Source organism: Pseudomonas benzenivorans (genome assembly GCF_024397895.1).
Lineage (GTDB): Bacteria > Pseudomonadota > Gammaproteobacteria > Pseudomonadales > Pseudomonadaceae > Aquipseudomonas > Aquipseudomonas benzenivorans_A.
In genome coordinates this window covers 3,206,150-3,221,671 of record NZ_CP073346.1, presented here as the reverse complement: position 1 = coordinate 3,221,671, position 15,522 = coordinate 3,206,150, and the positions used below count along the sequence as shown (strand labels likewise).

General features: G+C 60.1%; 10 protein-coding genes. All 10 read right to left on the bottom strand.

Annotated features, from left to right (window positions below; genetic code table 11):
* Window positions 1–94 precede the first annotated feature (94 nt).
* Entirely contained in the window at window positions 95–1,288 is a 1,194-nt protein-coding gene (gene tuf / locus KDW96_RS14940; RefSeq protein ID WP_255837021.1) for an elongation factor Tu, read from the bottom strand.
* Between the two features lie 30 nt (window positions 1,289–1,318).
* Window positions 1,319–3,448 (bottom strand): elongation factor G, encoded by a 2,130-nt coding sequence (gene fusA, locus KDW96_RS14935; protein ID WP_255837030.1) that lies wholly within the window; start codon window positions 3,446–3,448, stop codon window positions 1,319–1,321.
* A gap of 30 nt (window positions 3,449–3,478) precedes the next feature.
* On the bottom strand, window positions 3,479–3,949 hold the full coding sequence (gene rpsG, locus KDW96_RS14930; RefSeq protein WP_008089143.1) for a 30S ribosomal protein S7: 471 nt from the start codon (window positions 3,947–3,949) through the stop codon (window positions 3,479–3,481).
* Between the two features lie 108 nt (window positions 3,950–4,057).
* Entirely contained in the window at window positions 4,058–4,429 is a 372-nt protein-coding gene (gene rpsL, locus KDW96_RS14925; RefSeq protein WP_003186084.1) for a 30S ribosomal protein S12, read from the bottom strand.
* Between the two features lie 145 nt (window positions 4,430–4,574).
* Window positions 4,575–8,774, bottom strand: coding sequence for a DNA-directed RNA polymerase subunit beta' (rpoC, locus tag KDW96_RS14920; protein ID WP_255837029.1), 4,200 nt, complete (start codon window positions 8,772–8,774; stop codon window positions 4,575–4,577).
* Between the two features lie 64 nt (window positions 8,775–8,838).
* Complete coding sequence (gene rpoB / locus KDW96_RS14915; protein WP_255837028.1) at window positions 8,839–12,912, bottom strand: DNA-directed RNA polymerase subunit beta; 4,074 nt, start codon at window positions 12,910–12,912, stop codon at window positions 8,839–8,841.
* Between the two features lie 219 nt (window positions 12,913–13,131).
* Complete coding sequence (gene rplL, locus KDW96_RS14910; protein ID WP_255837027.1) at window positions 13,132–13,500, bottom strand: 50S ribosomal protein L7/L12; 369 nt, start codon at window positions 13,498–13,500, stop codon at window positions 13,132–13,134.
* Window positions 13,501–13,583: 83 nt separating this feature from the next.
* The gene (rplJ, locus tag KDW96_RS14905) at window positions 13,584–14,084 is read right to left on the bottom strand and encodes a 50S ribosomal protein L10 (RefSeq protein WP_255837026.1); all 501 of its coding nucleotides are present in this window, start codon (window positions 14,082–14,084) and stop codon (window positions 13,584–13,586) included.
* 197 nt (window positions 14,085–14,281) lie between these two features.
* The gene (gene rplA, locus KDW96_RS14900; protein WP_255837025.1) at window positions 14,282–14,977 is read right to left on the bottom strand and encodes a 50S ribosomal protein L1; all 696 of its coding nucleotides are present in this window, start codon (window positions 14,975–14,977) and stop codon (window positions 14,282–14,284) included.
* Window positions 14,977–15,408: a 50S ribosomal protein L11 gene (gene rplK / locus KDW96_RS14895; RefSeq protein ID WP_213641507.1), complete on the bottom strand. Its 432-nt coding sequence runs from the start codon at window positions 15,406–15,408 to the stop codon at window positions 14,977–14,979. The genes rplA and rplK overlap by 1 nt, the downstream gene beginning before the upstream one ends.
* Window positions 15,409–15,522: the final 114 nt, after the last annotated feature.

Sequence of the window (15,522 nt, the reverse complement as noted above, 5' to 3'; positions counted from 1 at the left end):
CGTTAAAAGGAGGCGTGATTCTATAGACGCCCCCCTTGAGTGTCAACCCAATAAAAAAGCCCCCGCAAGCGGGGGCTTCTTTTAGACCAGTCGATTACTCGACGATCTTGGCAACCACGCCGGCACCAACGGTACGGCCGCCTTCGCGAATCGCGAAACGCAGGCCGTCTTCCATGGCGATCGGCTTGATCAGGGTAACAACCATCTTCACGTTGTCGCCCGGCATTACCATCTCAACGCCTTCCGGCAGTTCGCAGCTACCAGTTACGTCGGTAGTGCGGAAGTAGAACTGCGGACGGTAGCCCTTGAAGAACGGGGTGTGACGACCGCCTTCTTCCTTGGACAGCACGTACACTTCAGCTTCGAACTTGGTGTGCGGCTTGATGGTGCCCGGCTTGGCCAGAACCTGACCACGCTCTACGTCGTCACGCTTGGTGCCACGCAGCAGGACGCCGCAGTTCTCACCAGCACGACCTTCGTCGAGCAGCTTGCGGAACATCTCAACACCAGTACAGGTAGTCTTGGTGGTGTCACGCAGACCTACGATCTCGATTTCTTCCTGGATACGGACGATGCCACGCTCAATACGACCGGTCACCACGGTACCGCGACCGGAGATGGAGAACACGTCTTCGATCGGCATCAGGAACGGCTTGTCGATGGCGCGAACCGGCTCAGGAATGTAGCTGTCCAGAGTCTCGACCAGCTTCTTGACGGCAGTGGTGCCCATCTCGTTGTCATCTTGACCGTTCAGCGCCATCAGCGCGGAACCGATGATGATCGGAGTGTCGTCGCCCGGGAAGTCGTAAGTCGACAGCAGGTCACGCACTTCCATCTCAACCAGCTCCAGCAGCTCGGCGTCGTCCACCATGTCAGCCTTGTTCAGGAAGACCACGATGTACGGTACACCCACCTGACGGGACAGCAGGATGTGCTCGCGAGTCTGCGGCATCGGGCCGTCGGCTGCGGAGCAAACCAGGATGGCGCCGTCCATCTGCGCAGCACCGGTGATCATGTTCTTCACATAGTCAGCGTGGCCAGGGCAGTCAACGTGTGCGTAGTGACGAATAGTGGAATCGTACTCTACGTGCGCGGTGTTGATGGTGATACCACGAGCCTTCTCTTCCGGGGCGCTGTCGATCTTGTCGAAGTCAACGCGGGCCGAACCGAAAACTTCGGAGCAGACGCGAGTCAGAGCAGCAGTCAGAGTGGTTTTACCGTGGTCAACGTGACCGATGGTGCCAACGTTGACGTGCGGTTTGTTACGTTCAAATTTTTCTTTAGCCACGACAGTGAACCTCTTGCCTAAAGGACTGAATCAGCCTTGTTTTTTAACCAGTGCTTCGACGATGTTCGACGGAGCTTCGGAGTATTTGGAGAATTCCATGGAGTAGCTGGCGCGACCCTGAGACATGGAACGGACGTCGGTCGCATAACCGAACATCTCACCCAGCGGAACTTCGGCACGGATAACCTTGCCGGACACTGTGTCCTCCATACCCTGGATCAGACCGCGACGACGATTCAGGTCACCCATCACGTCACCCATGTAGTCTTCAGGGGTTACCACTTCCACTTTCATGATCGGCTCAAGCACAACACCGCCGCCCTTCTGGGCCAGCTGCTTGGTCGCCATGGAAGCCGCCACCTTGAACGCCATCTCGTTGGAGTCGACGTCATGGTAGGAACCGTCGAACACGGTCGCCTTGAGGCCGATGAGCGGATAACCGGCAACAACGCCGTTCTTCATCTGCTCTTCGATACCCTTCTGGATGGCCGGAATGTATTCCTTCGGAACCACACCGCCCACGACCTCGTTGACGAATACCAGACCTTCCTGACCTTCGTCTGCCGGCGCAAAGCGGATCCAGCAGTGACCGAACTGACCGCGACCACCAGACTGACGAACGAACTTGCCTTCGATCTCGCAGTTCTTGGTGATCTTCTCGCGGTAGGAAACCTGCGGCTTGCCGATGTTGGCCTCGACGTTGAACTCGCGCTTCATGCGGTCAACAAGGATGTCCAGGTGCAACTCGCCCATACCGGAGATGATGGTCTGGCCGGTTTCTTCGTCGGTCTTGACACGGAACGACGGGTCTTCCTGAGCAAGCTTGCCCAGCGCGATACCCATCTTCTCCTGGTCAGCCTTGGTCTTCGGCTCAACAGCTACCGAGATCACCGGCTCCGGGAAGTCCATACGCTCGAGGATAATCGGCTTGTCGGCGTTGCACAGGGTGTCACCAGTGGTGACGTCCTTCATGCCGATCAGAGCGGCGATGTCACCAGCGCGCACTTCTTTGATCTCTTCACGTTGGTTGGCGTGCATCTGCACCATACGACCAACGCGCTCCTTCTTGCCCTTGACCGAGTTGATCACGGAGTCGCCCGAGCTCAGGAACCCCGAGTAGACGCGCACGAAAGTCAGAGTACCAACGAACGGGTCGGTAGCGATCTTGAACGCCAGGGCCGAAAACGGCTCGCTGTCATCCGCATGACGCTCATCAAAGTCGCCTTCAACCAGCTCTTCTTTCGGCTTCTCGATGAGGTCAGGGTGAATACCCTTGATCGCCGGAATCTCGGTCGGAGCAGGCAGGAAGTCGATGACAGCATCGAGAACCAGAGGAACACCCTTGTTCTTGAAGGAGGAACCGCAAACTGCCGGAACGATCTCGCTAGCCAGGGTGCGCGCACGCAGGCCTGCCTTGATCTCTTCGACGCTCAGCTCACCTTCTTCAAGGTACTTGTTCATCAGCTCTTCGTTGGCTTCGGCAGCAGCCTCAACCATGTTCGAGCGCCACTCTTCAGCCAGCTCCAGCATATCGGCAGGAATCTCTTCCTCACGATAGGTGGTGCCCTTGTCGTCTTCGTTCCAGTAGATGGCCTTCATCTTGATCAGGTCGACCTGGCCCTGGAAGTTATCTTCCGAACCGATGGCCAGCTGGATCGGCACCGGAGTGTGGCCCAGACGATTCTTGATCTGACCGACGACGCGCAGGAAGTTGGCACCCGCACGGTCCATCTTGTTCACGTAAACAACACGCGGAACGCCGTACTTGTTGGCCTGACGCCATACGGTTTCGGACTGAGGCTCGACACCGGAAGTGCCGCAGAACACCACGACGGCGCCATCGAGCACGCGCAGCGAACGCTCCACTTCAATGGTGAAGTCAACGTGGCCGGGGGTATCAATGACGTTTACGCGGTAGTTGTCATACTGACCAACGGAGCCTTTCCAGAAGGTGGTAACGGCAGCGGAGGTAATGGTGATACCGCGCTCCTGCTCCTGCACCATCCAGTCGGTGGTGGCTGCACCGTCGTGCACCTCACCCATCTTGTGGCTGAGACCTGTGTAGAACAGGATCCGCTCGGTAGTAGTGGTCTTGCCCGCATCAACGTGCGCACAGATACCAATGTTACGGTAGCGGTTAATTGCTGTAGTACGAGCCATAAAGCCCTCGCAAAATTAGTGTTGCCAGAATTAGAAGCGGTAGTGCGAGAACGCCTTGTTGGCTTCAGCCATGCGGTGCACGTCTTCACGCTTCTTAACTGCAGCACCTTTGCCTTCAGCGGCATCCAGCAACTCGCCAGCCAAACGCAGCGCCATAGACTTCTCGCCGCGCTTGCGGGCGTAGTCTACAAGCCAGCGCATGGCCAGAGCGTTACGACGAGACGGGCGAACTTCGACCGGAACCTGGTAAGTCGCACCACCTACACGGCGCGACTTCACTTCGACCAGCGGAGCGATGGCGTCGAGAGCTTTCTCGAAGATTTCCAGGGGATCGCTGTTCTTGCGCTCTTTAACTTTGTCCAGCGCGCCATAAACGATACGTTCGGCGACGGCTTTTTTGCCGCTTTCCATTACGTGGTTCATGAACTTGGCGAGGATCTGGCTTCCGTATTTCGGATCGTCCAGAATCTCACGCTTGGCTGCTACGCGACGTCTTGGCATTGATAAGCCCTCAAACGGTCTTCAGGTTAGCCCGGGATCCCACCCTTAGGTGTCGCCCGACCTTACTCTTATCGACTCAATAAATAGAAAATCAGTCAGCGCACCGAATTATTTCGGACGCTTGGTACCGTACTTCGAACGACCCTGGTTACGGCCCTTCACACCGGAGGTGTCCAGGGAACCGCGCACGGTGTGGTAACGCACACCCGGAAGGTCTTTTACACGACCGCCACGGATCAGCACCACGCTGTGCTCTTGCAGGTTGTGACCTTCACCACCGATGTACGAGGAAACCTCGAAACCGTTGGTCAGGCGCACGCGGCATACTTTACGCAGTGCCGAGTTAGGTTTTTTCGGCGTAGTGGTGTACACGCGGGTGCACACGCCACGACGCTGCGGGCAGTTCTGCAGCGCAGGCACGTCGGATTTCTCGACGATACGCTTGCGCGGCTGACGTACCAGCTGGTTGATAGTTGCCATCTACTAGCTCCACTGTTGTCTTTCGACATAAACAAAATGGCAGAGCTGAACGCCCTGCCAAATTTAGGGGTGCATGAGTCTAATGAGACCCGCCCCCTGCGTCAAGGCTAAGCCCCGCAACCAAAGCCACGGGACCACCCCTCGATTAGCTACCGCTGGAGTTCAGCGCTTCGGTCAGTGCGGCTTCCACCTCACTGGCGCTGACCCGTACCGGCTTGTCGGCATCACGCTTGCGCTTGCGCTCGCTGTGGTACGCCAGACCGGTACCGGCGGGAATCAGACGTCCCACCACCACGTTTTCCTTCAGGCCGCGGAGGAAGTCGCGCTTGCCAGTTACCGCCGCCTCGGTCAGAACGCGAGTGGTCTCCTGGAACGACGCCGCCGAGATGAACGACTCGGTGGACAGCGAGGCCTTGGTGATACCCAGCAGCACGCGGTCGTACTTGGCGATGAAGCGATCGTCGCCGGACAGGCGCTCGTTCTCTTCCAGCACCTGGGTCAGCTCCATCTGGTCGCCCTTGATGAAACTGGAGTCACCCGACTCAGCCACTTCGACCTTGCGCAGCATCTGCCGCAGGATGGTCTCGATGTGCTTGTCGTTGATCTTCACACCCTGCAGGCGGTAAACGTCCTGGATCTCGTTGACGATGTACTTGGCCAGGGCGCTGACGCCGAGCAGACGCAGGATATCGTGCGGATTGCTCGGGCCGTCGGAGATGACTTCGCCCTTGTTCACCTGTTCGCCTTCGAAGACGTTGAGGTGACGCCACTTCGGAATCAGCTCCTCGTACGGATCGCTGCCATCGGTCGGCGTGATCACCAAGCGACGCTTGCCCTTGGTCTCCTTGCCGAACGAGATGGTGCCGCTGATCTCCGCGAGGATCGACGGCTCTTTCGGCCGGCGTGCCTCGAACAGGTCGGCAACGCGCGGCAGACCACCGGTGATGTCACGGGTCTTCGAGGTTTCCTGCGGGATACGTGCGATGACGTCACCCACGTTGACCTGACCACCGTCGGCCACACCCACCAGGGCGTTGGCCGGCAGGAAGTACTGAGCCGGTACGTCGGTACCTGGCAGCAGCAGTTCCTTGCCGGAGGCGTCGACCATCTTGACCGCCGGACGGATGTCCTTGCCGGACGCCGGGCGATCCTTCGGATCCAGTACCTCGATGTTGGTCAAACCGGTCAGTTCGTCGGTCTGACGCTTGATGGTGATGCCTTCTTCCATGCCGACGAAGGTCACGGTACCCATCATCTCGGTGACGATCGGGTGGGTGTGCGGGTCCCACTTGGCGACGATGGCGCCAGCTTCGACCTTGTCACCTTCCTTGACCGAAATCACCGCACCGTAGGGCAGCTTGTAGCGCTCGCGCTCGCGACCGAACTCGTCGGCCACGGCCAGCTCGCCGGAACGCGAAACCGCGACCAGGGCGCCGTCCAGACGCTCGACGTGCTTGAGGTTGTGCAGGCGGATAGCGCCGCCGTTCTTGACCTGAACGCTGTCGGCCGCGGAGGTCCGGCTGGCCGCACCACCGATGTGGAACGTACGCATGGTCAGCTGGGTACCCGGCTCACCGATGGACTGGGCGGCAATAACGCCGACCGCTTCACCGATGTTCACCTGGTGACCACGGGCCAGATCGCGGCCGTAGCACTTGGCGCAGATGCCGTAGCGGGTTTCGCAGCTGATCGGCGAACGCACGATCACTTCGTCGATGCTGTTCAGCTCGATGAACTCGACCCACTGCTCGTCGACCAGGGTGCCGGCCGGGACGATGACCTCGTCGGTGCCCGGCTTGAACACGTCGCGGGCGATGACTCGACCCAGTACGCGCTCGCCCAGGGGCTCGACCACGTCGCCGCCTTCGATGTGCGGCGTCATCAGCAGGCCGTGCTCGGTGCCGCAGTCGATCTCGGTCACCACCAGGTCCTGGGCCACGTCGACCAGGCGACGGGTCAGGTAACCGGAGTTCGCGGTCTTCAACGCGGTATCCGCCAGACCCTTACGCGCACCGTGGGTCGAGATGAAGTACTGCAGAACGCTCAGACCTTCGCGGAAGTTCGCGGTGATCGGCGTCTCGATGATCGAGCCGTCCGGCTTGGCCATCAGACCGCGCATACCGGCGAGCTGACGGATCTGCGCAGCAGAACCCCGCGCACCGGAGTCGGCCATCATGTACATGGAGTTGAAGGATTCCTGCTCGACTTCGTTGCCATCGCGATCGATAACCTTCTCTTTCGAGAGGTTGCCCATCATCGCCTTGGACACTTCGTCGTTGGCCTTGGACCACAGGTCGATCACCTTGTTGTACTTCTCGCCCTGGGTCACCAGGCCGGAGGCGTACTGGCTCTCGATCTCCTTCACTTCCTCGGTGGCGGCGTCGATGATCCGCGCCTTCTCGTCCGGGATGACGAAGTCGTTCACGCCGATCGACACACCGGAGATGGTCGAGTAGGCGAAACCCGTGTACATCAGCTGGTCGGCGAAGATCACGGTGTCCTTCAAACCGACCGTGCGGTAGCACTGGTTGATCAGCTTGGAGATCGCCTTCTTCTTCATCGACTGGTTGACCACGTCGTACGGCATGCCGGCGGGGACAATCTGGAACAGCAGCGCACGGCCGACAGTGGTGTCGACGATGCGGGTGTTCTTGGTGACGCTGCCGTCCTTCTCGTTGATGGTCTCGTTGATCCGGACCTTCACGCGAGCATGCAGCGAGGCCTCACCGGCGCGGAACACGCGGTCGACTTCCTGCAGGTCGGCGAACACACGACCCTCGCCCTTGGCGTTGACCGCTTCACGGGTCATGTAATACAGACCCAGTACCACGTCCTGGGACGGCACGATGATCGGCTCGCCGTTGGCCGGCGAGAGGATGTTGTTGGTCGACATCATCAGCGCGCGCGCTTCCAGCTGGGCTTCCAGCGTCAGCGGCACGTGCACGGCCATCTGGTCACCGTCGAAGTCGGCGTTGTACGCGGCGCAGACCAGCGGGTGCAGCTGAATCGCCTTGCCTTCGATGAGCACCGGCTCGAACGCCTGGATACCCAGACGGTGCAGGGTCGGCGCACGGTTGAGCAGCACGGGGTGTTCGCGGATCACTTCGGCGAGCACGTCCCAGACTTCCGGCAGCTCGCGCTCGACCATCTTCTTGGCCGCCTTGATGGTGGTCGCCAGACCACGCATTTCCAGCTTGCCGAAAATGAACGGCTTGAACAGCTCCAGGGCCATCTTCTTCGGCAGGCCGCACTGGTGCAGGCGCAGGGTCGGGCCCACGGTGATCACGGAACGACCGGAGTAGTCCACGCGCTTACCGAGCAGGTTCTGACGGAAACGACCTTGCTTACCCTTGATCATGTCGGCCAGGGACTTCAGCGGACGCTTGTTCGAGCCGGTGATGGCGCGACCGCGACGGCCGTTGTCGAGCAGGGCGTCGACCGCCTCCTGCAGCATGCGCTTCTCGTTGCGCACGATGATGTCCGGCGCGGAGAGGTCGAGCAGGCGCTTGAGGCGGTTGTTACGGTTGATCACCCGGCGGTACAGGTCGTTCAGGTCGGAGGTCGCGAAACGGCCGCCATCCAGCGGAACCAGCGGACGCAGGTCCGGCGGCAGCACCGGCAGCACGGTCAGGATCATCCATTCCGGCAGATTGCCGGAGCCCTGGAAGGCTTCCATCAGCTTCAGACGCTTGGACAGCTTCTTGATCTTGGTTTCCGAGTTGGTCTGCGGAATCTCTTCGCGCAGGCGGCCGATCTCGTGCTCCAGGTCGATGGCGTGCAGCAGCTCGCGCACGGCTTCGGCGCCCATGCGCGCGTCGAAGTCGTCGCCGAACTCTTCGAGGGCTTCGAAGTACTGCTCGTCGTTCAGCAGCTGGCCCTTTTCCAGGGTGGTCATGCCCGGATCGATTACCACGTAGCTCTCGAAATAGAGCACGCGTTCGATGTCACGCAGGGTCATGTCCATCAGCAGGCCGATACGGCTCGGCAGCGACTTGAGGAACCAGATGTGGGCGACCGGCGAGGCCAGCTCGATGTGCGCCATGCGCTCACGGCGAACCTTGGCCAGGGCCACTTCGACGCCGCACTTCTCGCAGATCACGCCGCGATGCTTGAGGCGCTTGTACTTGCCGCACAGGCACTCATAGTCCTTTACCGGGCCAAAGATCTTGGCGCAGAACAGACCATCGCGCTCGGGCTTGAAGGTACGGTAGTTGATGGTTTCCGGCTTTTTAACTTCACCGAACGACCACGAACGGATCATCTCAGGCGAGGCCAATCCGATACGGATGGCGTCGAACTCTTCGATCTGACCCTGGTTTTTCAGCAAATTCAGTAGGTCTTTCAAGGCCTTTCCTCCTGGCGGAGCAGGGAGTGGGCTACAGCGCCCCACTCCCGATTCGCGTCACGTGTTATTCGGTTTCCAGATCGATGTCGATACCGAGCGAACGGATCTCTTTGATCAGTACGTTGAAGGACTCGGGCATGCCCGGCTCCATACGGTGATCGCCGTCCACGATGTTCTTGTACATCTTGGTACGGCCGTTCACGTCGTCCGACTTCACGGTCAGCATTTCCTGCAGGGTGTAGGCGGCGCCGTAGGCTTCCAGCGCCCACACCTCCATCTCCCCGAAGCGCTGACCACCGAACTGCGCCTTACCACCCAGCGGCTGCTGGGTCACCAGGCTGTAGGAACCAGTGGAACGCGCGTGCATCTTGTCGTCCACCAGGTGGTTCAGTTTGAGCATGTACATGTAACCGACAGTGGTCGGACGCTCGAACTGGTTACCGGTACGGCCGTCGATCAGGCGCATCTGACCGCTTTCCGGCAGGTCGGCGAGCTTGAGCATCGCCTTGATCTCGCTTTCCTTGGCACCGTCGAACACCGGAGTGGCCATTGGCACACCGCCGCGCAGGTTCTTGGCCAGGTTGAGGATCTCCTGATCGCTCAGCTCGTCCAGGCTTTCCTGACGCCCACCGATCTCGTTGTAGATCTGCTGCATGAACTGACGCAGCTCGGCGACCTTGCGCTGCTCTTCGAGCATGCGGTTGATCTTCTCGCCCAGGCCCTTGGCCGCGAGGCCCAGGTGGGTTTCGAGGATCTGACCGACGTTCATACGCGACGGTACACCCAGCGGGTTGAGGACGATATCCACCGGCGTGCCGTTGGCATCGTGGGGCATATCCTCGACCGGCATGATCACCGAGACCACACCCTTGTTACCGTGACGACCGGCCATCTTGTCACCCGGCTGGATGCGACGGCGAATGGCCAGGTAGACCTTGACGATCTTCAGCACGCCCGGCGCCAGGTCATCGCCCTGTTGCAGCTTGCGCTTCTTGTCTTCGAACTTGTCGTCGAGCAGCTGGCGGCGGTCGGAGATGTAGGCCTGGGCCTTCTCCAACTGCTCGTTCAGCGCGTCGTCCGCCATGCGCAGCTTGAACCACTGGCCGCGCTCGAGGCCATCGAGGAACTCGTCGGTGACTTCGCTGCCCTTCTTCAGGCCGGCGCCGCCCTCGGCGATCTTGCCGACCAGGGCTGCACGCAGACGCTCGAAGGTCGCGCCTTCGACGATGCGGAACTCCTCGTTGAGGTCCTTGCGGATCTCGTCCAGCTGCATCTTCTCGATCGACAGGGCACGGGCATCACGCTCGACACCATCGCGGGTGAAGACCTGAACGTCGATCACGGTGCCCTTGGTACCGGTCGGCACGCGCAGGGAGGTATCCTTCACGTCGGATGCCTTCTCACCGAAGATCGCGCGCAGCAGCTTCTCTTCCGGGGTCAGCTGGGTCTCGCCCTTCGGCGTGACCTTGCCGACCAGGATGTCACCGGCGCCGACTTCGGCACCCACGTAGACGATACCGGCCTCGTCCAGCTTGTTCAGCGCAGCCTCACCCACATTCGGGATGTCCGCGGTGATTTCTTCTGGGCCGAGCTTGGTGTCACGGGCCACACAGGTCAGTTCCTGGATGTGGATCGTGGTGAAGCGGTCTTCCTGAACCACACGCTCCGACAGGAGGATGGAGTCTTCGAAGTTGTAACCGTTCCACGGCATGAACGCGACGCGCATGTTCTGGCCGAGCGCCAGCTCACCCATGTCGGTGGACGGGCCGTCGGCGAGGATGTCGCTGCGCTCGACCTTGTCACCCTTGCTCACCAGCGGACGCTGGTTGATGCAGGTGTTCTGGTTGGAGCGGGTGTACTTGGTCAGGTTGTAGATGTCGACACCGGCCTCACCGGTCTCGACTTCGTCATCGTTGACCCGTACCACGATGCGGCTGGCGTCGACCGAGTCGATCACCCCGCCACGGCGTGCGACCACGCAGACCCCGGAGTCACGGGCGACGTTGCGCTCCATGCCGGTACCGACCAGCGGCTTGTCCGAACGCAGGGTCGGCACCGCCTGACGCTGCATGTTCGAACCCATCAGTGCGCGGTTGGCGTCATCGTGCTCGAGGAACGGAATCAACGAGGCCGCGACCGAAACCACCTGCTTCGGCGAGACGTCCATCAGGGTGACGTCTTCCGGCGCCTTGACGGTGAATTCGTTGAGGTGACGCACGGCCACCAGCTCATCGACCAGCTGACCCTTGTCGTTCATGGTCGCCGAAGCCTGGGCGATCACGTGATCGGCCTCTTCAATGGCGGACAGGAAGACGATCTCGTCGGTGACCAGGGTGTCCTTCACCACGCGGTACGGGCTCTCGAGGAAGCCGTACTGGTTGGTGCGGGCATAGGCCGCCAGGGAGTTGATCAGGCCGATGTTCGGGCCTTCCGGGGTTTCGATCGGGCACACACGGCCGTAGTGGGTCGGGTGTACGTCACGCACTTCGAAGCCGGCACGCTCACGGGTCAGACCGCCCGGGCCAAGCGCGGAGACGCGGCGCTTGTGGGTGATCTCGGAGAGCGGGTTGTTCTGGTCCATGAACTGCGAGAGCTGGCTGGAACCGAAGAACTCCTTCACCGCCGCCGCAACCGGCTTGGCGTTGATCAGGTCCTGCGGCATCAGGCCTTCGCTTTCGGCCATCGACAGGCGCTCTTTGACCGCCCGCTCGACACGCACCAGGCCCACGCGGAACTGGTTCTCGGCCATCTCGCCGACGCAACGCACGCGGCGGTTACCCAGGTGGTCGATGTCGTCGACGATGCCCTTGCCGTTACGGATATCGACCAGGGTCTTGAGGACCGCGACGATGTCTTCGCGGCTGAGCACGCCGGAACCTTCGATCTCGGTACGACCGATACGACGGTTGAACTTCATGCGGCCGACGGCCGACAGGTCGTAACGCTCGGCGCTGAAGAACAGGTTGTTGAACAGGGTCTCGGCGGCATCCTTGGTTGGCGGCTCGCCAGGACGCATCATGCGGTAGATCTCGACCAGCGCTTCCAACTGATTGGTGGTGGAGTCGATCTTCAGGGTATCGGAGACGAACGGACCACAATCGATGTCGTTGGTGTACAGGGTTTCGATGCGTACGACCTGAGCCTTGGCGATCTTGAGCAGCAGCTCCAGCGTCAGCTCGGTGTTGCACTCGGCGATGATTTCGCCGGTAGCCGGGTGCACGATCACCTTGGCCGTGGTGCGGCCGATCAGGTAGTCGAGCGGTACGTCCAGCTCCTTGATGCCAGCCTTGTCCAGCTGGTTGATATGGCGGGCAGTGATACGGCGACCTTGCTCGACGATGACCTTGCCGTTGCCATCCTTGATGTCGAGTACGGCAATTTCGCCACGCAGACGCTGCGGCACCAGTTCCAGGCTCAGGGAATCGCCCTTCACGTGGAACACGTTGGTGTCATAGAAGGCGTCCAGCATCTCTTCGGTGCTGTAACCCAGGGCACGCAGCAGGACCGAGGCCGGCAGCTTGCGGCGGCGGTCGATACGCACGAACACGGCGTCCTTCGGGTCGAACTCGAAGTCCAGCCAGGAACCGCGGTACGGAATGATCCGTGCGGAGTACAGCAGCTTGCCGGAGCTGTGGGTCTTGCCGCGGTCATGATCGAAGAACACGCCCGGCGAGCGGTGCAACTGGGAAACGATGACGCGCTCAGTACCGTTGATAACGAAGGTACCGTTCTCGGTCATCAGGGGGATTTCCCCCATGTAAACTTCTTGCTCTTTAATGTCCTTGATCGCTTTGTTCGACGATTCTTTGTCGAAAATGATCAAACGAACCTTAACCCGCAGCGGTACGGCGAAAGTCACGCCGCGCAGCACGCATTCCTTGACGTCAAAGGCCGGTTCGCCCAGGCGATAACCGACATACTCCAGAGCAGCATTGCCGGAATAGCTGATAATCGGGAAAACGGACTTGAAGGCCGCGTGCAGGCCGATGTCGCGAAACTGGTCCTTGGTCGCTCCCGCCTGCAGGAATTCGCGATACGAATCCAGCTGGATGGCCAGGAGATAAGGCACATCCATGACATCCGGCAACTTGCTAAAGTCCTTGCGGATACGTTTTTTCTCAGTGTATGAGTAAGCCATCAGCGTTCCCCAGCTTGGTCACCTGCTTATTTGGCCTCTCCGACGGGAGCAGCCAGAAAATCTTGCAAACCCTAGGTTTGCGCCACCCGCGTAGGGTGGGAGCTTCCGAACCAGGCCGAGCGATGATTAGTCGACCTGGAACGGAAAAAGGCCGGTGGCAAGAGCCACCAGCCATCAGCCTTATGCGAATCGCTTAGGCTGCAGACGCAAAGTCGTCGCTTACTTGAGCTCGACAGTGGCGCCAGCTTCTTCCAGAGCCTTCTTAGCGGCTTCGGCTTCATCCTTGGAAGCGCCTTCCTTGACTACGCCCGGAGCGCCGTCAACGACTGCCTTGGCTTCTTTCAGGCCCAGGCCGGTCAGCTCGCGAACAGCCTTAATGACGTTCACTTTCTTCTCGCCAGCGGAAACCAGAACGATGTTGAACTCGGTCTGCTCTTCGACTGCAGCGGCAGCAGCGGCTGGGCCGGCAGCAACAGCAGCGGCGGCGGTTACGCCGAACTTCTCTTCCATTGCCTTGATCAGTTCAACAACCTGCATCACGGACATGTCGGATACGGCGTTGATGATGTCTTCGTTGGTCAGAGCCATGACTCTAATTCCTGTATTGGGGGACAGCCTTCGCGGCCATCAAATTAAACAAATAAGATTGAAAGGGGACTATGCGGCCTGGATCAGGCAGCAACGCCTTCTTTCTGGTCGCGAACAGCCGCCAAAGTACGAACGAACTTGCTGGTGGCGCCTTGCATCACGCTCATCAGCTGAGAAATCGCTTCGTTGTAAGTCGGCAGAGTTGCCAGTACGTCGATCTGGTTGGCTGCGAGGAACTGACCCTCGAACGCAGCTGCCTTGATCTCGAACTTGTCCTGACCCTTCGAGAATTCCTTGAAGATACGGGCAGCAGCGCCCGGATGTTCGTTGGAGAACGCGATCAGGGTCGGGCCTTTGAACACGTCGTTGAGCACGTCAAACTGAGTGCCTTCAACGGCGCGGCGCAGCAGGGTGTTACGTACGACTCTCACGTACACACCAGATGCGCGGGCCTCTTTACGGAGTCCGGTCATAGCACCTACGGTCACGCCACGGGCATCAGCCACGACAGCGGACAGGGCAGCTTTGGCAGCCTCGTTGACTTCAGCGACGATGGCCTTCTTGTCTTCGAGTTTAATTGCCACGGGTTTACTCCTGGATGTTACCGTTTCGTCCAACCGGAGCTGGACGGCGTTTTGGTGTCTGATTCGGTACGAATCGGGAGCACCATCTGCGTAGGCTGGAGGTTTAAGGCTTGCGCCGCCTACGGTCTTGGACAGCCCCCGCCAGGCAGGGACCCCAATCTTTCAGGCCGACGGAGCAACTCCGCCGGCCAACTTCATTACACGTCCAGCGATGCCTGATCGATGACCAGACCCGGACCCATGGTGGTGCTCAGGGTCACGCGCTTGACGTAAATACCTTTGGAAGTCGACGGCTTCAGACGCTTGAGGTCGGAAATCAGCGCCTCAACGTTCTGCTTCAGCTTGTCGGCTTCGAAACCGACCTTGCCGACGGAACCGTGGATGATGCCGTTCTTGTCGGTACGGAAACGCACCTGACCAGCCTTGGCATTCTTCACCGCAGTGGCGACGTCCGGGGTCACGGTGCCGACCTTCGGGTTCGGCATCAGGCCGCGCGGGCCGAGCACCTGGCCCAACTGACCGACGACGCGCATGGCGTCCGGCGAAGCGATGACCACGTCATAGTTCAGGTCGCCGCCTTTCATTTCGGCAGCCAGGTCGTCCATGCCTACGCGGTCGGCGCCGGCAGCCAGAGCGGCCTCGGCAGCCGGACCCTGGGTGAACACGGCAACGCGTACCGACTTGCCGGAGCCGTTCGGCAGCACGGTGGCGCCGCGCACGACCTGGTCGGATTTACGCGGGTCGACACCCAGGTTTACCGCGATGTCCACGGACTCGGAAAACTTGACAGCCGAGAGCTCGGCCAGCAGTGCAGCGGCCTCGACGAAGTTGTAAGCCTTGCCGGCTTCGACTTTTTCCGCGATTGCCTTTTGACGCTTAGTCAACTTAGCCATTACACACCCTCCACGTTCAGGCCCATGCTGCGAGCGGAACCGGCGATGGTACGCACGGCCGCATCCAGGTCAGCTGCAGTCAGATCAGCCTCTTTAGTCTTGGCGATCTCTTCCAGCTGGGCACGGGTCACAGTGCCGACCTTGACGGTGTTCGGACGAGCCGAGCCGCTGGTCAGACCTGCCGCTTTCTTCAGCAGAACCGAAGCCGGGGTGCTTTTGGTTTCAAAGGTGAAGCTGCGGTCGCTGTAAACAGTGATGATCACCGGAGTCGGCAGACCAGGCTCCATGCCTTGGGTCTTGGCGTTGAACGCCTTGCAGAATTCCATGATATTCACACCGTGCTGACCCAGAGCCGGGCCTACTGGCGGGCTCGGGTTGGCCTGTGCAGCCTTTACTTGCAGCTTGATATAAGCCGTTATCTTCTTAGCCATGAGCTACTCCAATTACGGGTACTAGCGCCTTGCGGCTCCCCGGTGATTACATATTTATCCCAGTGACGACAAAACCCCGCAGTCCGAGACTGCGGGGTATGGGATGCTTGTGTC